This window comes from Arthrobacter sp. MMS24-T111, from assembly GCF_054888995.1.
This window is the reverse complement of record NZ_JBTZRO010000001.1, coordinates 3,617,844-3,638,399: the sequence shown is the minus strand read 5'-3', so window position 1 is coordinate 3,638,399 and position 20,556 is coordinate 3,617,844. Positions and strand designations below refer to the sequence as shown.

Annotated in this window: 16 protein-coding genes and 1 pseudogene; all 17 read left to right on the top strand. The window is 66.7% G+C overall.

Annotated features, from left to right (window positions below; all coding sequences use genetic code 11):
• Nucleotides 1-63 precede the first annotated feature (63 nt).
• Nucleotides 64-1,694 (top strand): annotated as a pseudogene (locus ACX5I6_RS17060) (UDP-N-acetylmuramoyl-L-alanyl-D-glutamate--2,6-diaminopimelate ligase).
• 6 nt (nt 1,695-1,700) lie between these two features.
• Complete coding sequence (locus ACX5I6_RS17055) at nt 1,701-3,164, top strand: UDP-N-acetylmuramoyl-tripeptide--D-alanyl-D-alanine ligase (RefSeq protein WP_461841244.1); 1,464 nt, start codon at nt 1,701-1,703, stop codon at nt 3,162-3,164.
• Complete coding sequence (mraY, locus tag ACX5I6_RS17050; protein WP_018763551.1) at nt 3,161-4,270, top strand: phospho-N-acetylmuramoyl-pentapeptide-transferase; 1,110 nt, start codon at nt 3,161-3,163, stop codon at nt 4,268-4,270. Before ACX5I6_RS17055 ends, mraY begins: the two co-directional genes overlap by 4 nt.
• A gap of 13 nt (nt 4,271-4,283) precedes the next feature.
• A complete protein-coding gene (gene murD, locus ACX5I6_RS17045) occupies nt 4,284-5,828 on the top strand; it encodes a UDP-N-acetylmuramoyl-L-alanine--D-glutamate ligase (RefSeq protein ID WP_461841243.1) in 1,545 nt (514 codons plus the stop codon).
• Nucleotides 5,829-5,830: 2 nt separating this feature from the next.
• Entirely contained in the window at nt 5,831-7,156 is a 1,326-nt protein-coding gene (gene ftsW, locus ACX5I6_RS17040; protein ID WP_461841242.1) for a putative lipid II flippase FtsW, read from the top strand.
• Nucleotides 7,157-7,162: 6 nt separating this feature from the next.
• Nucleotides 7,163-8,263 carry an undecaprenyldiphospho-muramoylpentapeptide beta-N-acetylglucosaminyltransferase gene (murG, locus tag ACX5I6_RS17035; RefSeq protein ID WP_461841241.1) on the top strand — a complete coding sequence of 367 codons (1,101 nt, stop codon included), beginning with the start codon at nt 7,163-7,165 and terminating at the stop codon, nt 8,261-8,263.
• The gene (gene murC, locus ACX5I6_RS17030; RefSeq protein WP_461841240.1) at nt 8,260-9,636 is read left to right on the top strand and encodes a UDP-N-acetylmuramate--L-alanine ligase; all 1,377 of its coding nucleotides are present in this window, start codon (nt 8,260-8,262) and stop codon (nt 9,634-9,636) included. Before murG ends, murC begins: the two co-directional genes overlap by 4 nt.
• Nucleotides 9,629-10,546 carry a cell division protein FtsQ/DivIB gene (locus ACX5I6_RS17025; protein WP_461841239.1) on the top strand — a complete coding sequence of 306 codons (918 nt, stop codon included), beginning with the start codon at nt 9,629-9,631 and terminating at the stop codon, nt 10,544-10,546. Before murC ends, ACX5I6_RS17025 begins: the two co-directional genes overlap by 8 nt.
• 185 nt (nt 10,547-10,731) lie before the next feature.
• Complete coding sequence (ftsZ, locus tag ACX5I6_RS17020) at nt 10,732-11,985, top strand: cell division protein FtsZ (RefSeq protein WP_018763557.1); 1,254 nt, start codon at nt 10,732-10,734, stop codon at nt 11,983-11,985.
• 8 nt (nt 11,986-11,993) lie between these two features.
• A complete protein-coding gene (locus tag ACX5I6_RS17015; protein WP_461841238.1) occupies nt 11,994-12,683 on the top strand; it encodes a polyphenol oxidase family protein in 690 nt (229 codons plus the stop codon).
• The gene (locus tag ACX5I6_RS17010) at nt 12,676-13,428 is read left to right on the top strand and encodes a YggS family pyridoxal phosphate-dependent enzyme (protein WP_461841237.1); all 753 of its coding nucleotides are present in this window, start codon (nt 12,676-12,678) and stop codon (nt 13,426-13,428) included. The genes ACX5I6_RS17015 and ACX5I6_RS17010 overlap by 8 nt, the downstream gene beginning before the upstream one ends.
• 90 nt (nt 13,429-13,518) lie before the next feature.
• The gene (locus ACX5I6_RS17005) at nt 13,519-14,049 is read left to right on the top strand and encodes a cell division protein SepF (protein WP_018763560.1); all 531 of its coding nucleotides are present in this window, start codon (nt 13,519-13,521) and stop codon (nt 14,047-14,049) included.
• Nucleotides 14,050-14,183: 134 nt separating this feature from the next.
• Nucleotides 14,184-14,471: a YggT family protein gene (locus ACX5I6_RS17000; protein ID WP_461841236.1), complete on the top strand. Its 288-nt coding sequence runs from the start codon at nt 14,184-14,186 to the stop codon at nt 14,469-14,471.
• Nucleotides 14,472-14,646: 175 nt separating this feature from the next.
• Nucleotides 14,647-15,330 (top strand): DivIVA domain-containing protein, encoded by a 684-nt coding sequence (locus ACX5I6_RS16995; protein ID WP_461841235.1) that lies wholly within the window; start codon nt 14,647-14,649, stop codon nt 15,328-15,330.
• A gap of 94 nt (nt 15,331-15,424) precedes the next feature.
• Nucleotides 15,425-15,997, top strand: coding sequence for a signal peptidase II (lspA, locus tag ACX5I6_RS16990; protein WP_461841234.1), 573 nt, complete (start codon nt 15,425-15,427; stop codon nt 15,995-15,997).
• Nucleotides 15,990-16,916, top strand: a complete 927-nt coding sequence (locus ACX5I6_RS16985) for an RluA family pseudouridine synthase (protein ID WP_285248973.1) — start codon at nt 15,990-15,992, stop codon at nt 16,914-16,916. Before lspA ends, ACX5I6_RS16985 begins: the two co-directional genes overlap by 8 nt.
• Before the next feature lie 49 nt (nt 16,917-16,965).
• Nucleotides 16,966-20,523 (top strand): DNA polymerase III subunit alpha, encoded by a 3,558-nt coding sequence (dnaE, locus tag ACX5I6_RS16980; RefSeq protein WP_461841233.1) that lies wholly within the window; start codon nt 16,966-16,968, stop codon nt 20,521-20,523.
• The last annotated feature ends 33 nt before the right edge of the window (nt 20,524-20,556 follow it).

Genomic DNA, 20,556 nt, shown 5'->3' with positions numbered 1-20,556 from the left:
CAGCGCATAACAGTGCCCGGCGCGAGCCATGGCGGGCACGCACTAGCACCATCGGAGATCCCCTTGTCAGAGTTCACCACACCCGGCGGCTACGCTGCCCGGGATGAAAGCCCGGCCCGCTTCCGGCCGGCTGCCGTAGCGGCCGTCCCGCTGGCCGCCGTCGGCAATGCCCTGGGAGTAGCAGTTCCCGCTCCGGCCGCCGAGGTCCAGGTCACCGGCATCTCCATCAACTCCCGCACCGTGGAGCCCGGCGACCTGTATGTGGCGCTCCCCGGAGCAAGCCGGCACGGCGCGGACTTCGCCACGGATGCCATCGAAGCCGGTGCGGCCGCAGTGCTGACAGACGACGCCGGCGCCCGGCTCCTTGCCCTCGCCGCGGACACTCCCGTCCCGGTGCTGGTCGTGGACAGCCCGCGGAACGAGGTGGGGCCCCTCTCCGCCCTGATCTACCGGAGCCAGTCCGCGGTTGGCCGTCCACTCCAGCTCTTCGGGGTTACCGGAACCAACGGGAAAACCACCACCACCTACTTCATCACCTCGCTCCTGCGGGCCCTGGGGCGGCACACGGGCCTGATCGGCACCATCGAAATCCAGGCCGGGGAGAGCCCATTCCCAGCCTCCTCACCACTCCTGAATCGCCCGAGGTCCACGGATTGCTGGCGCTCATGCACGAACGCGGGCTGGACGCCGCAGCCATGGAAGTGTCCTCCCACGCCATCTCCTACCAGCGGGTGGACGGACTGCTCTTCGACGTGGCCGGATTCACCAACCTCACCCAGGACCACTTGGACCTGCACCGCACCATGGACAGCTACTTCGCCACGAAGGCGGAGCTGTTCACCCCCGCACGCGCCCGGAAGGCCGTGGTGACGGTCGACGACGAGTGGGGCCGCCGGCTGGCCGGCAACGCCCAGGTGCCGGTCACCACGCTCAGCACCGGCGGCAATACGCCCGCCGACTGGCGCGTGACATCGACTTCGCCGCGCGGGCTCGGAAGCGACTTCACCCTTACGGGGCCGGCAGGTGCCGTCCTGGACCTCCACACCGGGCTGCCGGGCAGCTTCAACGTTGCCAATGCGGCCCTTGCCGCACTGATGGTCCTTGCCTCCGGCGTGGACGCCGCAGACCTCCAAGCCGCACTTGACAGGGCCGACCCCTTTACCGTCGAAGTCCCGGGCCGCATGCAGCTGGTCTCGGACCGGCCCGCCGCCGTCGTCGACTTTGCCCACAACACCGACGCACTGGCGCGGGCACTGGAAGCGGTCCGCTCACCTGAGCCCGGCTCACGGCTGATCGTGGTGTTCGGCGCCACGGGGCAGCGGGACCAAGGCAAGCGTCCGGCCATGGGCGCCATCGCCGCGAGGCTCGCTGACACTGTGATCGTTACCGATGACGACCCGCACGACGAAGATGCCGCGGCCATCCGCGCGGACGTGCTGGCCGGGGCCCGGGCGGCCGTGCAGAATGAATCGCTCGAATCAGAGCTGCTGGAAGTCTTCCCGCGGGCGGAGGCCATCCGCCGCGCCGCAGAACTCGCACGCCCGCAGGACACCGTTCTCGTCGCAGGCCGCGGCCACGAGGTCTGGCAGGAGGTAAAAGGCGTCAACCTCGCCCTGGACGACCGGGTGGAACTGCGCAGCGCCTTGACAGCCAGGGGATTCAACGTTCTCCATGACGACCGGATAGAGTCCTAGACCGAGATGATTGCATTTACTGCGGCGGAAATCGCCGAAATCACCAACGGGCGCCTGGACGCCGATCCCGGAATTACGCCCCTTTCGGTGGTGACGGATTCACGCGAAGCCACGCAGGGTTCGCTCTACGTCGCGAAGCCGGGCGAACAGGCCGACGGCCACGACTTCGTGGACGCCGCCTTTGCCGCCGGCGCCACTCTGGCCCTCGTTGAACGCCCGGTCGCTGCGCCGGACGGCAGTGGCTACCCGACGGTCCTGGTTGCCGACGCCGTCCTCGCCATGGGCGCCCTCGCCGCCGAAGCTGTCCGGCGGATCCGCGCCGCACGCTCGGCAGCAGGTGACCAGCTGACGGTGGTTGGCATCACCGGTTCAGCGGGTAAGACCACCACCAAGGACCTCCTGGCTGGAATACTCTCCACCCAGGGGCCAACCGTGGCGCCACAGGGTTCCTACAACGGAGAGGTTGGCGTCCCGCTGACGGTTTTCCGGGCCGGGACCGACACCCGCTACCTGGTCATTGAAATGGGTGCCACGGGGATTGGCCACATCCGCTACCTGGCGGAGATGGTCAAGCCCGACATCGGAGTTGTGCTCGCCGTCGGAACCGCCCACGCAGGCGAATTCGGGGGAGTGGAGAACATCGCCCTGGCCAAGGGCGAGATGGTGGAAGGACTCACCAGCGCGGGCACCGCGATCATCAACCTCGACGACGAACGCGTGGCTGCGATGCGCAGCCGGACCTCCGCGACGGTCCTCGGGTTTTCCGCGGAAGGCCGTCCGGAGGCCGTAGTACAGGCGCTGAATGCCGACACGAACGCTGAGGGCTGCCCGGAATTCGACCTCCAGTTGCCGGACGGCGAAGCGCCACGGCACGTCCGCAGCCGGCTTATCGGCGCCCACCACGTGGGTAACCTGGTGGCGGCAGCCTCAGCTGCGTGGGCCGCAGGGGTGCCGGGCGACCGCATCGCTGATTCACTGAGCCAGCAGGCCGCCGCGAGCCGCTGGCGGATGGAACGTACTGAACGCCCGGACGGCATCACCATCATCAACGACGCCTACAACGCCAACCCGGAATCAATGCGTGCCGCCTTGCGCACCCTGGCCGACCTTGGCCGGGGCCGCCGGACCTGGGCGGTGCTGGGGGCCATGCTGGAACTCGGCGAAGACTCCATCCGCGAGCACACCGCTGTGGGCACCCAGGTGGTGCGGCTCAACATCTCCAGGCTGCTGGTGGTTGGCCGCGAAGCCCGTGCACTCTACGTTTCCGCCGTCCAGGAAGGATCCTGGGGCGACGAATGCCTCTTCGCCGAGACCACCGAAGAGGCCTACCAGATCCTTGACGCAGAACTGCAGCCAGGGGACCTGGTGCTGTTCAAGTCGTCCAACAGCGTTGGGCTCCGCCATTTGGGCGATCGGATAGCATTACCCCCATCCCCGACACCTGCCGACGAAAGGAGCACTCTGCTGTGATTGCTCTCCTGATCGGTGCGGGCCTTGCCCTGCTGTGCGCCCTCGTCGGCACCCCCTTGTTCATCCGGCTGCTGGTCCGCCGCGGCTATGGCCAGTTCATCCGGGACGACGGCCCCACCTCGCACCACACCAAACGCGGCACGCCCACCATGGGCGGCACCGTCGTGGTTGCCGCTGTGCTGCTCAGCTACGGGCTCACCCACCTCATCATGCTGATGATGAACCCGGACTCGCCCGGTCCGTCCGCTTCTGCCCTGATCCTGCTGTTCCTGATGGTGGGCATGGGCCTGGTCGGATTCCTGGACGACTTCATCAAGATCTCCCGGCAGCGGAGCCTTGGGTTGAACGCCAAGGCCAAGCTGATCCTCCAGGCGGCCGTAGGCATCATCTTCGCCATCTTGGCGCTGAACTTTCCCAACGACGCAGGGCTCACTCCGGCGTCTACCAAGATCTCCCTGGTCAGGGACCTCCCATGGTTGGATCTCGCCTTCGGCGGGACCGTCCTTGGGGCGATCCTGTTCGTCATTTGGTCCAACCTGATCGTCACGGCGGCCACCAACGGGGTCAACCTCACCGACGGCCTGGACGGCCTGGCCGCCGGCGCCTCCATTATGGTGTTCGGTGCATATACGCTCATGGGCATATGGCAGAGCAACCAGGCGTGTGGCTCTCCACGCGAAGCCGGTAGTGGCTGCTACCTGGTCCGGGATCCGCTTGACCTCGCCCTCCTTGCCGCCATCCTGAGTGCAGCCCTGGTGGGATTCCTCTGGTGGAACACCTCGCCGGCCAAGATCTTCATGGGCGACACCGGCTCGCTGGCCATCGGTGGAGCGGTGGCCGGATTCGCCATCCTGTCCAGGACGGAACTGCTCCTGGGCATCGTTGGCGGCCTCTTCGTGCTGATCACCCTGTCCGTCATCATCCAGGTGGGCTACTTCAAAGCCACGGGCGGAAAGCGCGTCTTCAAGATGGCACCGCTCCAGCACCACTTCGAGCTGAAGGGGTGGGCCGAGGTCACCGTTGTGGTCCGGTTCTGGATCCTGGGCGGCCTCTTCGTCGCCGTGGGCCTGGGCATCTTCTACGCTGAATGGGTTGTATTGCTGTGACCGTTTCCCCCGCTTGGCCAACCTCGTCTCCTGGGACTCCGACTGGGCCGGCCTGCGTGTTGCAGTCACCGGCATCGGCGTCTCCGGGTTCGCCGCGGCAGACACCCTGATCGAACTCGGCGCACGCGTGGTGGTGGTGGACGCCGCCACCAGCGACACGGCACGGGCCCACGCCGACACCCTGAAGATCGTGGGTGCGGCCGACGTCCTGCTCGGCGCGGAAGCCGTCAACCATGTTCCGCTGATCGACGGCGAACTCCCCGAACTCATTGTCACCTCACCAGGCTGGCGCCCGGACCAGGCCCTTCTCGCGGCGGCGGCCCGTGCCCACATCCCCGTTTGGGGGGACGTCGAACTCGCCTGGCGGGTCCGGATCAGGGAAGGCCGCAAGACTGCCGACTGGCTGGCCATCACGGGAACAAACGGAAAGACCACCACGGTCGGCCTGACGGAATCGATGCTCCGGGCCGCCGGGCTCAAGGCCATCGCCGTCGGCAATGTCGGGACGCCCATCCTCGATGCCCTCCGCGATCCGGTTGACTACGACGTTTTCGCCGTCGAGCTCTCCAGCTTCCAGCTGCACTGGGCCGAATCGCTCTCGCCGGTGGCAAGCGTGTGCCTCAACGTAGCCGAGGACCACGTGGACTGGCACGGCTCCTATGACTCGTACCTGGCGGACAAGGCCAAGGTTTACGAGCACACCCAGAAGGCCTGCATCTACAACGCCGAGCAGATTGAAACCGAGCGCATGGTGGAAAACGCGGACGTCGTTGAGGGCTGCCGTGCAGTGGGCTTCACCACGGTCACGCCCGCCATCAGCATGCTCGGCGTGGTGGAAGGGCTGCTCGTGGACCGGGCGTTCATTGAAGAACGCCGCGACAGTGCAGCGGAACTCGCCTCCATGGCTGACCTCGGTCCGCTGGCACCGCGCCACATGGTGGCCAACGCCCTCGCCGCCGCCGGGCTGGTGCGCGCCTACGGGGTTGAAGCCAAGGCCGTCCGCCAAGGCATCCTTGACTATGTCCCCGGCGACCACCGCATCCAGCCGGTGGCTCGCATGAACGGCGTCCTCTGGGTCAACGACTCGAAAGCCACCAACCCGCACGCCGCGTCGGCATCCCTCTCCGCCTTCACCAAGGTGGTCTGGATAGCCGGTGGACTCTCGAAGGGCGTCAGCTACGACGACCTTGTCAGGCAGCACGCCGACCGGCTCAAAGCGGTGGTCCTGATCGGAACCGACACGGGCCCACTGCGTGAGGCCCTGCGGCGACACGCGCCGGATGTCCCGGTCATCGAGCCGGGGGCGGGCGACACTGAAGACGTGGAGACTGCTTCGGCGCCCGGTGCCACACCGGCCGGTTGCCCGGCCAACGGAGAACTGGTGATGACCCGGGCCGTTGCGTCAGCAGCCCGGTTCGCTGAATCAGGCGACACCGTGCTGATGGCTCCGGCAGCGGCCTCCATGGATCAGTTCTCTTCCTACGCTCACCGTGGTGGTACATTCATCGACGCTGTCCGCGAGCTGGTGGAAGGGCAGGCCCAGACCGGCGAGGAGTAACGATGGTCAGCACGCCCACCCGGCCACCGGGCAGCAAGCCGCGCACCGGTTCCGCAGCCAAGGAGGCGCGGCGGCCCGCTTCAGCCCGGATGAGGCTGCAGGCACTGCACAGGAAATTCTGGTCCGCCCTGGAGGGCACCGGAACCTCCAGGAACGGTTCCACCTACTACCTAATCCTCGGCGCCACCCTTGCGCTGACCGCCATCGGCATCATGATGGTCCTCTCCGCTTCCAGCGTCGAGTCGATCGCAGCCGGCAAATCCCCCTATGGGGACGCCATGAAGCAGGGCGTTTTCGCGGCGATCGGGATCTTCACCATGTTCGTACTCTCGCGCGTCAATGTCGTGTGGCTCAAGCGGCTGGCCTGGCCCGCCGTCGGCGCCGCCGTGCTGCTGTTGGGGCTGGTCCAGGTCGTGGGCTCGGAAATCAACGGCAACCGTAACTGGATCGACGTCGGCGGCATCACCTTCCAGCCCTCGGAAGCGGCCAAGCTGGCGCTTGCCCTCTGGATGGCCACGGTCCTGGCCAGGAAGGGCAGGCTGCTCAGCCGCTGGCAGCACGTGCTGGTTCCGGCGGTGCCCATGGCCACGGTCGTCATCGTCCTGATCCTGGTGGGCAACGACCTCGGCACGGCCATGATCATCATGATGATCGTGGCCGCGGCCCTCTTCTTTGCAGGCGTACCGCTCTATCTGTTCGGGATCGCGGGCATCATCGCCGCCGCCGGCACTGCCTTCATGGCCATCACCAGTTCCAACCGCATGTGCCGGATCACCTCCTGGTGGACCGGGCAGTCCTGCGCCGACGGCATCGACGCCAACTACCAGGCAACCAACGGCCTCTACGGCCTCGCCTCCGGAGGCTGGCTCGGGGTGGGGCTGGGCCAGAGCCGGCAAAGCACGGCCTGGATCCCCGAAGCCCACAACGACTTCATCTTCGCCATCATCGGCGAGGAACTCGGACTGGTGGGGACCGTCGTCGTACTGGTCCTGTTCGCCATCCTGGGCGCCGCGATCTACCGCGTGGTGGTGGCACAGGAAGACATGTTCCACCGCGTCCTGGCCGGCACCATCATGGTCTGGCTGCTGGGGCAGGCCACCGTCAACATGTCCGTGGTCACCGGGCTGATGCCCGTCATCGGCGTGCCGCTGCCGTTCATCTCCTACGGCGGCTCGGCCCTGCTGATGTCACTGTGCGCCATCGGCGTGGTTCTATCCCTCGCCCGGGAACAAATGGCCCCTGCCATCCGGCCCAAACGGATGCTCAAGCTCAAGGCCCGGAAAGACCGCGACAAGAGCCAACCCAAGAATTCCAGAAAGCGTGCCTAACCTCAGATGACACCTGCCACACCCTCTATCGTCCTGGCCGGCGGCGGAACAGCCGGCCACATCAGCCCGCTGCTCGCCATCGCCGCGGCACTCCGGAGCGAAGCGCCGAGGGCGGACATCCTCGCCGTAGGAACGCCATCCGGGATGGAAACCCGCCTGGTGCCCGCTGCCGGCGTCCAGCTGGCTACGATCGACCGCGTGCCCTTCCCGCGGAAACCGTCAGCGGACCTGTTCCGCCTGCCCGGCAGGCTGGCCGGCGCTGTCCGCCAGGCCGGCGCCATCCTGGACCGGGCCCACGCCGATGTTCTGGTGGGAGTGGGAGGATACGTCTGCACCCCCATGTACCTGGCCGCACGAAAGCGCCGCATTCCCGTGGTGATCCACGAGGCCAACGCGCGCCCGGGGCTGGCCAACCGGGTCGGGGCATTCCTCAACGGCAGGGTGGCCGTGGCATTCGAAGGCACCCCGCTGCGGAACGCCGTCCACGTGGGAATGCCCATGCGGAAGGAAATCTCCGGGCTGGACCGCAAAGCTGCCAGGACTGCGGCCAGGGAAGCCCTGGGGCTCGATCCCCAGCAGCCAACGTTGATCGTGACGGGCGGTTCCTCCGGGGCGCAAAGCATCAACCGGACCATCGCCGCGGCGGTGGGCCGGCTTGCCGACGCCGGCATCCAGACGCTGCACGTCACCGGCCGCGGCAAGACCGTGCTGGACGGGGCCGGCCAACCCCTCACCGCAGGGGGGTACCGTCAGGTGGAGTACATTGACGGCATGGAGCTCGCCTACGCCGCGGCGGACCTCCTGCTGGCACGCTCGGGCGCCGCCACCGTCTGCGAGGTCGCCGCCGTGGGCGTTCCCGCCGTCCTGGTGCCGCTGCCCATCGGCAACGGGGAACAGGCCCTCAACGCCGCCGGCCTGGTGGCCGCAGGCGGCGCCGTGCTGGTGGCCGACCGTGATTTCACGCCCGACTGGGTGGAACGCGAACTGATCCCCCTGATCTCCGACAGGGCCCGGCTCGCGGCCATGGAAGCCAAGTCCTACCGGCTCGGTATCCGAAACGCCGACCAGCGGATGGCTGGTCTTGTCCTGGAAGCGGTATCCGCATGAACAGCCACACCAACGCAGGCACGGACATCCTCGGCAAGGTGCACTTCATCGGCATCGGGGGAGTGGGCATGTCCGCCGTGGCACGGATTATGGTGGCACGCGGCGTCCCGGTCAGCGGATCCGATGCCAAGGACCTGCCCGTCATGGCGGACCTCGCGGCGGCCGGTGCCCGCATCGCGGTCGGATACGACGCGGAGAACCTGGGGGACGCGGAGACGGTGGTGGCCGGGTCGGCCATCAGGGACGATAATCCGGAACTGGCTGCCGCGAGGCAAGCAGGGCTGCCAGTCCTGCACCGCTCCGAGGCCCTCGCCGCCACCATGGGGGATGACGCCGTGGTGACAGTGGCGGGAACGCATGGAAAATCCACCACGACCTCCATGATCACCGTATTGCTGCGGGCCGCCGGGCTGGACCCCTCCTTCGCCGTGGGGGCCAACATTCCGGCGCTTGGCGTTAACGCCGCCCACGGGACATCAGGCATCTTCGTTGCGGAAGCCGACGAATCCGATGGCTCCTTCCTCAACTACCGGCCACGGATCGCCATCGTCACCAACGTCGAGCCCGACCACCTCGACTATTACGGCACAGCCGAAGCCGTCTACGAGTCCTTCGACCGGTTCACCGCCCTGCTGCCCGCTGACGGGCTCCTCGTTGCCTGTGCTGACGACGCCGGGGCGCTGGCCCTCGCCGAAAGGACCAAGGCCCGCGGCGCCACGCGGGTGGTCCTGTACGGCACGAACGAAGCCGCGGACGTTCGGTTGCTCGACGACGGCCCGGGCCGCGTCGCCGTGGCAAACCCCGCCGGGCAGTTTCCGCTGGCCCTTCAGGTTCCCGGCCGGCACAACGCGCTCAACGCTGCGGCGGCGTTTGCCGTGGCCCTGGAGCTGGGGGTGGAGCCGGCGGCCGCCGCTGCCGGCCTTGCCAGCTTCTCGGGAGCGTCCCGCCGCTTCGAACTGAAGGGCACAGCCAGGGGAGTGCGGGTCTTCGACGACTATGCCCACCATCCCACGGAAGTCCGCGCGGCCCTTGCCGCGGCCCGCTCCGTCGCCGGAGACCACAAGGTGCACGTCCTGTTCCAGCCGCACCTGTTCTCCCGGACCCGGGAGTTCGCCGCCGAATTCGCCGATGCCCTGAACCGGGCTGACACCGCCCTGGTCCTGGACATCTACCCTGCCAGGGAGGACCCCATTCCGGGCGTCACCAGCCAGCTCATCGCCGACCACCTCACCGGGGGAGGTCGGCTGGTGGCCGCCGATGACGCCGTCGCCACCCTGGCTGCAGCCGCGGGCGATGGCGACGTCGTCCTGACCGTCGGGGCCGGCGATGTCACGGCCTACGGCCCCCGGATCGTGGAGGCGCTCCATGCCTAGCTCGCGCCGCCCCACCTACGCGCCTCCGAAGCGGAACAATCGTGCCGACACCGCGGCGGGCACCGCTTCCCGGAAGGACCCGGCGAACGGGGCGCCCCCTGCCACCGGTGGCGACGTCATCACCGCCTCCCGCGGGATCCAGGACCACGCCCCGGAAAAAGCGGCCACAGTGCAGGAACCCGCCGGTGCCACGGTCCTGGCGTTCCCGGAGCCCAAAGCCAAGCGGCGCCGGAAGAGATTCCTCATTGCCCTCGGAACGGTGTTGGTGCTGGTGGCGGGCATCCTGGCCGGTGCCATCTATTCACCCGTCCTCGCCCTGCAATCGATCTCGGTCAGCGGCACCCGGCTCCTGACGCCCGCCCAGGTCCAGGCCGCCTTGGAGCCGCTCCGCGGCAAGCCGCTGCCACAGATCAGTGACGACGACGTACGCGGCCTCCTCGGGCCCCTGGTCCAGGTCAAGTCCGTCTCGGTCGAGGCACGGCCACCTTCCACGCTTGCCATTGCCGTGCATGAGCGGGTTCCGGTAGCCCTGGTCAAGCAGGGGGAGCAGTACCAGCTGGTAGACGTCGACGGCGTCCAGCTGGGTACCACGGCCGACCCGGCATCGGCCTCGCTGCCGGTGATTGACGGCGGCGCCGGAGCGATCGGCCAGGATCTGTTCCGTGCCACGGCGGCAGTCTTGGGTGCATTGCCCGCGGACGTGCTGGCCAGGCTTTCCAACGCCTCAGCCCAGTCCGTGGACGCCGTGGAGCTGAAGCTTGTGGACGGCCAGACGATCGTGTGGGGCAACGCGTCGGAGAAGGAACTCAAGGCCAAGGTGCTGGCCGCGCTCCTGAAGGTTCCGGCGGATCCGAAGAACCCCGTCAGGGTCTACGATGTCAGTGTGCCCAGGCACCCAGTGACGCGCTGAGCGCTTTCTTTCCCCGTATTAATCCGACACGCGGACCCGGTCATTGAATGTCGGAACCAGAGGAAATACCGTCACAGACATGAGTTACTTGACATAACTATAACCTTCAAGTCGAAGGTTAAGGTTGCAGGCTTCAAGCTCACCATCAGTTTTCGCAATACAGACACGAACAAGGGACACGTAACGTGGCAGCTCCGCAGAATTACTTGGCCGTCATCAAAGTCGTCGGCATCGGCGGCGGTGGCGTGAACGCAGTCAACCGCATGATCGAGGTCGGCCTCAGGGGTGTTGAGTTCATCGCCATCAACACCGACGCCCAGGCCCTGCTGATGAGCGACGCCGACGTCAAGCTCGACGTCGGGCGCGAGCTGACCCGCGGCCTGGGTGCCGGCGCCAACCCGGAGGTAGGCAAGCAGGCTGCCGAGGACCACGCGGACGAGATCGAAGAAGTCCTCCGCGGCGCCGACATGGTCTTCGTGACCGCCGGCGAAGGCGGCGGAACGGGCACCGGCGGCGCTCCCGTCGTCGCGCGGATCGCACGCTCCCTGGGGGCCCTGACCATTGGCGTGGTCACCCGCCCGTTCACCTTCGAGGGCCGGCGCCGCGCCGGCTCCGCCGAGGCCGGCATCGACGCCTTGCGTGATGAAGTGGACACTCTGATCGTGATCCCCAACGACCGGCTGCTCTCCATCAGCGACCGCAACGTCTCGGTGCTGGACGCCTTCCGCTCCGCCGACCAGGTCCTGTTGTCCGGTGTCCAGGGCATCACCGACCTCATCACCACCCCCGGCCTGATCAACCTCGACTTCGCGGACGTCAAGTCCGTGATGCAGGGTGCCGGCTCCGCGCTCATGGGCATCGGATCTGCCCGCGGCGAGGACCGCGCTGTCAAGGCTGCCGAGCTGGCCATTGCCTCCCCGTTGCTGGAAGCCTCCATCGACGGCGCCCACGGCGTGCTGCTCTCCATCCAGGGCGGCTCCGACCTGGGCCTGTTCGAGATCAACGAAGCCGCACGGCTGGTCCAGGAAGTGGCCCACCCCGAGGCCAACATCATCTTCGGTGCCGTCATCGACGACGCCCTGGGCGACGAAGCACGCGTCACCGTCATCGCCGCCGGCTTCGACGACGTCAAGGCCACCTCACCGTCCATGGACCAGTCGCAGCCGCAGACCGCCCCCCAGCGGCCCGCTGCCCCCGCTGCGGCCCCTGCCTCGGCCCACTCCCAGGGCGGAAACCACCAGGGCAACGGAAGCCACCAGCAGAACGTCCAGCCCATCCACGCCGGCGTCGGTGCGGCGGGCCTGAGCAACTGGGGCCAGCAGCGTCCGTCTGCCGTCCCGGCCGACTCCGGCTTCGACGTCGACCTCCCTTCCGTCGTGGAGCCGGACCTGACCGGAAACCACCCGGATGACCTGGATGTCCCCGACTTCCTGAAGTAGGCACCGGCTTGTTCCATTGGCGCGCCGACATCCTGCCCGGGGTGTCGGCCGCATTCACCGATGCGGGCGCGGGAAACCTGGCCCTGCACGTGGGAGACGACCCCGCCCGGGTCATGGAGCGCCGGAGCCGCCTGGAGGAATCCATCGGTGCCGCTCCGCGGTCACTGCGCTTCATGAACCAGGTCCACGGCACCTCCGTCGCTTTAATGGACGCGAACTCTCCCGTTCCCGAAGCCGATGCCATGGTGTCCCAGGGCATTCCCCTGGCCGTCATGGTGGCGGACTGCATCCCGGTCCTGCTCGCGGGGGAGTCGTCCAACGGGCCTGTCCTCGCCGCCGTCCACGCCGGCCGTCCCGGCACCGCCAACGGGGTGCTCCCCGCGGCCGTGGAGGCCATGGAATCCCTGGGGGCGTCCCGTATCCGTGCCTGGCTGGGGCCCTCCATCTGCGGTGCCTGCTACGAAGTACCTGCCGCCCTGCGCGAGGAGGTAGCCGGCAAGGTGCCCGCGACGTGGAGTACCACGTCCTGGGGGACCCCCGGGCTGGACCTCCCGGCCGGAGCCCGGAGCCAGCTCGGGGCCGCCGGCGTGGAAGTGGCCTACTCCGGTCCCTGCACCCTCGAGACCGACAGGCTGTTCTCCTACCGCCGCGACCGGAACACCGGACGTTTCGCCGGGCTGGTGTGGTGCCATGACTGAGTATCCGCAGGGCGCCGGGGCCCCGGCGTCCGATCCCCGCGCAGCGGAACTCGCCATCAGGCTGGCCGCGGTACGCCACCGGATCGCAGCGGCCGCTGAGGCGAGCGGCCGCTGCGGCCGGCCGCCGTCGCTCATCGTGGTCACCAAGTTCCACCCGGCCGCGGACATCCGTCGGCTCGCGGCTCTCGGGGTCACCGATGTGGGCGAGAACAGGGACCAGGAGGCGGCCGCAAAAGCCGCCGAACTGGCCGGCCTGGCCCTCAACTGGCATTTCGTGGGCCAGCTGCAGAGCAAGAAGGCCAAGTCGGTGGTCCGGTATGCCGCCGCCGTCCATTCAGTGGACCGCCTCCAGCTCGTGGACGCCCTCGCCAAGGCAGTGCGGAACGAGATGGATTCCGGCGGGCGGGACCCTTTGGAGTGCTTCATCCAGGTCAGCCTGGAGGACGACGGCGGCACGCACCGCGGCGGGGCGGCCCCGGCGGATGTGCCACTCCTGGCGGAGCGGATCGCCGCGTCAGCCGGCCTCCACCTTGCCGGCGTCATGGCCGTTGCGCCGCTGGGGGCGCCGCCGGAGCCGGCCTTCGAGAAGCTTGCCGCGGTCTCGGCCCGGCTGGTGGCCGACCATCCGGGGGCTGCTGCCATCTCGGCCGGCATGAGCCAGGACCTGGAGGCCGCCATCAAGTTCGGGGCGACACACCTGCGGATCGGTTCCGATATTCTCGGTTCGCGTCCCGCGGTGGGGTAGCGTCGGTCCTGTTGGAAGTGATGGGCGGGGGACTCCAGTGCTGTCAAGTCATTGGGCGGCCCGCTTACGGGACACGATTAGGAGTCGACCATGGCCGGCGCTCTGCGCAAGACAATGATCTATCTTGGGCTCGCCGACGGCGATGAGCATTACGAGTCCGAGCAACAGACCACACGTAAGGATGAGGACGAACCCATGGAAGTCGACCGCGAGGAACGCCGTGCTCCGGCACCGGTCCGCGAAGTCAGCCGTGAGGCGTCCTACACCCCTGAAGAGGAATACCGCGCCCCAGTGACCCCGATTAAGCGTGCGGCCTCGAGCCGTGAAGAGAACACCGGACTTCGGCAGATCACCACCATCCATCCCCGCTCCTACAACGATGCCAAGCTCATCGGTGAGAGCTTCCGGGACGGTATCCCGGTGATCATGAACGTCACGGACATGGGCGAGGCAGACGCAAAGCGCCTGGTGGACTTCTCGGCCGGACTCGTCTTCGGCCTCCGCGGCAGCATCGAACGGGTTACCAACAAGGTGTTCCTGCTCTCACCGTCCTACGTCGAAGTGATCGGTGACGACAAGAAAGTCAGCGACACACAGGCCAGTTTCTTCAACCAGAGCTGACGGCCAAGGCCGACCACAGATGCCAGGCAGGGACACCTGTCTGGCATCTGTGCTGAAATAGACAAGACAACTGCAGCACACCGCGGCATCCGAACGGGATGGTCCGCACGAAATATGGAGATATGAAATAAGTCATGGGAATTGTTTTCGGACTTCTCTATCTCGTGTTGCTGCTGTTCTTCGTGGCCCTCATCATCCGCCTGGTCTACGACTGGGTGCAGATGTTCGCAAGGGAATGGCGGCCACGCGGCGCGGCCCTCGTGGTGGCGCACGCTGTGTATTCCATCACTGATCCGCCGCTCAAGGGGCTGCGGCGGATGATCCCGCCCCTTCGGCTCGGCGGCATCTCCCTGGACCTGGGCTTCCTGATCCTGTTCATCGGCGTCAGCATTGCGATGAGCATCACAAGGAACCTGGCCTGATCCACCAACAAAGACTTGGCAATGCAGGATGATCCTCCCGGGAACAGCTACTGTAAAGCGAAGAACCTCCCGTTTGACACCGCGGTGTTGAATTAGAGTAAGCAGACCAAATTTAGGTACCGTAGTTTTGACGGCCGGAAGGCCTACTGACTAACCAGACCAGTGAGGTGACCAGATGGCTTTGACGCCAGAAGACGTTGTCAACAAGCGCTTTCAGCCCACCAAGTTCCGCGAGGGCTATGACCAGGACGAGGTTGACGACTTCCTGGACGAAATCGTCGTCGAACTCCGCCGCCTGAACCAGGAAAACGACGAGCTCCGCAAGAAGCTCGCCGACGCCGGCTCCAGCGTCCCGGCAAGCACCACCGCCGCACCTGTGGTGGAGAAGGTCCCCGCCCCGGTCAAGTCCGACAAGGATGAGGCCCGCGAGAAGGCTGAAGCCGACGCGAAGGCCGCAGAAGCCAGCAAGAAGAAGGACGTCGAGCCGGCCGCTCCGGTTGCAGCCGCCCCCGCAGCGCCCGCTGCCTCCACTCCTTCCGCCGAGTCCGCTGCCGGCCTGCTGGCCATGGCGCAGCAGATGCACGACCGCCACGTCGCCGAAGGCCAGGCGCAGAAGGACAAGATCATCGCCGAGGCGCAGATCGAAGCGAGCAGCCTCGTCAACGATGCACAGGAAAAGTCCCGCAAGATCCTGGGCGCGCTGGAGCAGCAGCGCTCGGTCCTCGAGCGCAAGGTGGAGCAGCTTCGCGGCTTTGAACGCGACTACCGTTCACGCCTGAAGGCCTACATCGAAGGCCAGCTCCGCGATCTGGACGCACGTGGTTCCGTTGCGACGCCGGAAGTCAGCGAAGCGAACTAACCCTGGCAACACGTATTCTGAAAGCCGGTGGCTGAGGATTCCTCGGCCACCGGCTTTTGGCATTGACACCTAAGTTTTTCGAAGTGAAAGCACCATGACTGACGAACTTGCAGCCGACGCCGCACGGCCGGCCCCCTCCTCTCCGCGCCCCCGACGGGCTGTGCTGCTGTCCCTCTTTGGCGGGTTCGCGGTCTTTGCCTACGTCCTGGACCAGCTCACCAAACTCTGGGTGACATCCACCATGGTGGAAGGCGAAAGGATCCCGGTCCTGCCGCCCCTGCTGCACTGGTACTTCATCCGGAACTCGGGTGCCGCGTTTTCGATTGGGGAGAACGTCACCTGGGTGTTCTCGATCATCATGGCCGGCGTCGCCGTGGCCATTCTCTTCCAGGTCCGGAAGCTGGGCTCGGCCTGGTGGTCGCTGGCTCTCGGGCTGCTGCTGGGCGGCGCCCTGGGCAACCTGACCGACCGGCTCTTCCGCGAACCATCCTTCGGCATGGGCCATGTGGTGGACTTCATTCAGCTTCCCAACTTTGCGATCTTCAATATCGCGGACTCAGCCGTAGTATCTGCCGTCGCCATCATCTGCATCCTGACCATTCGCGGAATCGCCCTGGACGGAACGCGCCTCGGCACTGCGCACAAGGACAAGCCCGGCCATGAGTGAGCGAATCGTCGTGGCCGAGGAATTCGGCGGGACCCGGGCCGACGCCGGACTGGCCGGCCTCCTCGGCGTGTCCCGGTCCGTGGCTGCATCCCTGCTGGCCGAGGGCCATGTGCTCACCCGGGGGAAGGCGCTGGGGAAATCGGCAAAACTTGTGGCGGGGGATGTCCTTGACGTCACCGTCCCGGAGCGGCGGGACCCGCTGGAAGTCGTGGAGGAAGTTGTGGAAGGCCTGAAGATCCTGCTGGATGACGAGGACTTTGTCGTCGTCGACAAACCTGTGGGTGTCGCGGCGCACCCCTCGCCCGGCTGGGTTGGCCCCACCGTGGTGGGCGGACTGGCCGGCGCAGGCTACCGCATCTCCACCTCCGGCGCACCGGAGCGGGCGGGGATCGTGCACCGGCTCGACGTCGGCACCTCCGGGGTCATGGTGGTGGCAAAGTCCGAGCGGGCCTACACAGCCCTCAAACGGGCCTTCAAGGAGCGCACCGTGGACAAGGTGTACCACGCGGTGGTCCAGGGCCTTCCGGACCCGCTGACGGGCACCATCGACGCCCCCATCGGACGGCATCCCGGCCACGACTGGCGCTTTGCCGTCATCGAGGACGGCCGCCCCTCGGTAACCCATTACGAAGTCCTGGAGGCCTTCGGGAAGGCCAGCCTGGTGGAAGTGCACCTGGAGACGGGCCGGACGCACCAGATCCGGGTCCACTTCTCAGCCCTCCGCCATCCCTGCGCCGGTGACCTGACCTATGGCGCCGACCCGCGCCTTGCGGCCACCCTGGGGCTCACCCGGCAGTGGCTCCACGCCCGCCAGCTGGGATTCGACCACCCGGTGACAGGGGAACGCGTCACCGTCACCAGCGACTACCCGCAGGACCTGGCCTACGCCCTGGAAGTGCTGGAATCGGGACAGGCCTGACACGGGCGGCCTGGCCGGGCCGCCAACCGCCAGCGCTTAGAATGGTGCGGTGAGTTCCAGCAAAGATTCGTTTGTCCACCTGCACACCCACACCGAATATTCCATGCTGGATGGAGCTGCCCGCCTGGGCGAGCTGTTCGATGAAACCGAGCGCCTGGGCATGCCCGCCCTTGCCACCACCGACCACGGCTACTTGTTCGGGGCGTTCGATTTCTGGCGCAAGGCCACGGACAAGGGCATCAAACCGATCATCGGCGTCGAAGCCTACGTAACGCCCGGCACGGCCCGCACGGACAAGGAACGCGTCCGCTGGGGCGACGAATCCCAGCGCAAGGACGACGTCTCCGGTGGTGGTTCGTACACCCACATGACGCTCTTGAGCTACAACAACGTGGGTATGCGGAACCTCTTCCGGGCCTCCTCCATCGCCTCCCTCGACTCCGTGTTCGGCAAGTGGCCGCGGCTGGACCGCGAGCTGCTCAACACCTACTCCGAAGGGCTGATCGCCACCACCGGATGCCCCTCCGGCGAAGTGCAGACCCGGCTCCGGCTCGGCCAGTACCGGGAAGCGCTGGAAGCCGCCGCCGAATTCCGGGACATCTTCGGCGCGGAAAACTACTTCTGCGAGCTGATGGACCACGGACTGGACATTGAGCGGCGGGTCACCGGCGACCTCCTGCGGCTCGCGAAGGACCTCAACCTGCCGCTGGTGGCCACCAACGACCTCCACTACACCCACGAGCACGATGCCAAGGCCCACGAGGCCCTGCTGGCCATCCAGTCGGGCTCCACGCTGCTCGAACCCACGTACGACAACGGCGGTTCGCGGTTCGCCTTCTCCGGCAGCGGCTACTACCTCAAATCCCCGCAGGAGATGCGTGAGCTTTTCCGCGATCACCCGGAAGCCTGCGACAACACCCTGCTGATCGCTGAGCGCTGCGAGGTGTCCTTCAACACGGACGCCAACTTCATGCCCCGGTTCCCCTGCCCGCCCGGCGAGGACGAAACCTCCTGGCTGGTAAAGGAAGTGGACAAGGGCCTGCAGTACCGCTACCCGGGAGGCATCCCGGACGAGGTCCGCAAGCAGGCGGACTACGAGCTCGGCGTCATCACGTCCATGGGGTTCCCGGGCTACTTCCTGGTGGTTGCCGACTTCATCAACTGGGCCAAGAACAACGGCATCCGCGTTGGCCCCGGCCGTGGCTCGGGTGCAGGTTCCATGGTGGCGTACGCCATGCGCATCACCGACCTCGACCCCCTGCGCCACGGCCTGATCTTCGAGCGCTTCCTGAACCCGGACCGCGTGTCCATGCCCGACTTCGACGTCGACTTCGATGACCGGCGCCGTTCCGAAGTCATCGACTACGTGACCCGCAAGTACGGTGACGAACGCGTCGCCATGATCGTCACCTACGGCACCATCAAGACCAAGCAGGCCCTCAAGGACTCCTCCCGCGTCCTGGGCTACCCGTTCAGCATGGGTGAACAGCTGACCAAGGCCCTGCCTCCGGCCGTGATGGCCAAGGACATTCCGCTCGCGGACATCCAGAACCCCGACGCCAAGCGCTACAGCGAGGCCGGCGATTTCCGGCAGCTGATCGCCACCGACCCGGAAGCCGCCAAGGTCTTCGAAACGGCCCTGGGCATCGAAGGACTGAAGCGCCAGTGGGGCGTGCACGCGGCCGGCGTCATCATGTCCTCGGACCCCATCATCGATGTCATCCCCATCATGCGCCGCTTCCAGGACGGCCAGGTGATCACCCAGTTCGACTACCCGACGTCCGAGGGCCTTGGCCTGATCAAGATGGACTTCCTGGGCCTGCGGAACCTGACGATCATTTCCGATGCCCTCGAGAACATCAAAATGAACCGTGGCATCGAACTCGACCTGGAAAACCTGGAGCTCGACGACGCCCCGTCCTACGAACTCCTGGCCCGCGGCGACACCCTGGGCGTGTTCCAGCTCGACGGCGGCCCCATGCGCTCCCTGCTCAAGCTCATGAAGCCTGACAACTTCGAAGACATCTCCGCCGTCCTGGCGTTGTACAGGCCGGGCCCCATGGGCGCCAATGCCCACACCGACTACGCGCTGCGCAAGAACGGGATCCAGGAAGTCATTCCCATCCACCCTGAGCTGGAGGAACCGCTCAAGGAGATCCTCGGCGGCACGTACGGCCTGATCGTGTACCAGGAGCAGGTGATGGCCGTGGCGCAGAAGCTGGCCGGCTACTCGCTGGGCCAGGCAGATATCCTCCGGCGGGCCATGGGCAAGAAAAAGAAGTCGGAACTGGACAAGCAGTTCGCCGGCTTCTCCCAGGGCATGCAGGACAACGGCTACTCCATGGAGGCCGTCAAGACCCTGTGGGACATCCTGCTGCCCTTCTCCGACTACGCCTTCAACAAGGCACACTCCGCCGCGTACGGGGTGATCTCCTACTGGACGGCCTACCTGAAGGCGCACTACGCGCCCGAGTACATGGCTGCACTGCTGACCTCCGTGGGTGACGACAAGGACAAGTCGGCAATCTACCTGAACGAATGCCGCCGCATGGGCATCACGGTGCTTCCGCCGGATGTCAACGAGTCCGCCCTGAACTTCACCCCGGTGGGCAACGACATCCGCTTCGGCATGGGCGCCATCCGCAACGTGGGTGCGAACGCCGTCGAGGCCATGGTCACCGCACGCGAGAGTGAAGGTGCCTTCACGTCCTTCAAGGACTACCTGATGAAGGTACCGGCGGTGGTCTGCAACAAGCGGACCATCGAATCCCTGATCAAGTCCGGTGCCTTCGACTCCCTGGGCCACCACCGGCGCGCGCTGGCCATGATCCACGAAGAGGCCATCGATTCCGTCATCACCTTGAAGCGGAACGAGGCGATCGGCCAGTTCGACCTCTTCGCCGGCTTTGAGGAAGCCGAATCGGAAGCGTCGCTCAGTATCGAAATCCCGGACCTGCCCGAGTGGGAGAAGAAGGACAAGCTGTCCTTCGAACGGGACATGCTGGGCCTGTACGTCTCGGACCACCCGCTGCAGGGCCTCGAGGGGCTGTTGAGCCAGCACGCGGAGATGAGCATCACGAGCATCATCGGCGAGGACGGGCCGCAGGACGGCGCCATCATCACCATCGCCGGCATGATCACCTCGTTGAGCCGCCGCATCGCCAAAGCCAGCGGCAATGCCTACGCCCGGGCCGAGATCGAGGACCTGGGCGGTTCCATCGAAGTGATGTTCTTCGGCCAGGTCTACGGGCCCATCGCCTCCGTGCTCGCCGAGGACCTGATCGTGGTGGTCAAGGGCCGCCTGCAAAAGCGCGACGACGGCGCAATCACCCTGAACTGCATGGAGCTGTCCGTTCCGGACCTGAGCGAAGGCCTGCACGGGCCGCTGGTCATCACCATGCCCACCTACAAGGCAACCGAGGCCGTGGTGACGGAGTTGGGGGACGTGCTGCGCACGCACCGGGGCAACTCGGAGGTGCGGCTGCACCTCCAGGGCGACACCCGCACGGAAATCATGGGCCTGCCCGTCCACCTGCGGGTGAACCCCAGCCCGTCCCTGTTCGGCGACCTGAAAGTGCTGCTGGGCCCGGCCTGCCTGGACGCCTGACACAGGGGAGCACGACGCCGGAAGCCGGCTTCC

Bases quoted from the DNA above. Each gene is read 5' to 3' on its own strand.
- ACX5I6_RS16995 (WP_461841235.1), top strand. From the start codon at position 14,647: ATGGCTTTGACGCCAGAAGACGTTGTCAACAAGCGCTTTCAGCCCACC.
- ACX5I6_RS17005 (WP_018763560.1), top strand. From the start codon at position 13,519: ATGGCCGGCGCTCTGCGCAAGACAATGATCTATCTTGGGCTCGCCGAC.
- ACX5I6_RS17010 (WP_461841237.1), top strand. From the start codon at position 12,676: ATGACTGAGTATCCGCAGGGCGCCGGGGCCCCGGCGTCCGATCCCCGC.
- lspA (WP_461841234.1), top strand. From the start codon at position 15,425: ATGACTGACGAACTTGCAGCCGACGCCGCACGGCCGGCCCCCTCCTCT.
- ACX5I6_RS17000 (WP_461841236.1), top strand. From the start codon at position 14,184: ATGGGAATTGTTTTCGGACTTCTCTATCTCGTGTTGCTGCTGTTCTTC.
- ACX5I6_RS17025 (WP_461841239.1), top strand. From the start codon at position 9,629: ATGCCTAGCTCGCGCCGCCCCACCTACGCGCCTCCGAAGCGGAACAAT.
- murC (WP_461841240.1), top strand. From the start codon at position 8,260: ATGAACAGCCACACCAACGCAGGCACGGACATCCTCGGCAAGGTGCAC.
- ftsW (WP_461841242.1), top strand. From the start codon at position 5,831: ATGGTCAGCACGCCCACCCGGCCACCGGGCAGCAAGCCGCGCACCGGT.
- ACX5I6_RS17055 (WP_461841244.1), top strand. From the start codon at position 1,701: ATGATTGCATTTACTGCGGCGGAAATCGCCGAAATCACCAACGGGCGC.
- ACX5I6_RS16985 (WP_285248973.1), top strand. From the start codon at position 15,990: ATGAGTGAGCGAATCGTCGTGGCCGAGGAATTCGGCGGGACCCGGGCC.
- murG (WP_461841241.1), top strand. From the start codon at position 7,163: ATGACACCTGCCACACCCTCTATCGTCCTGGCCGGCGGCGGAACAGCC.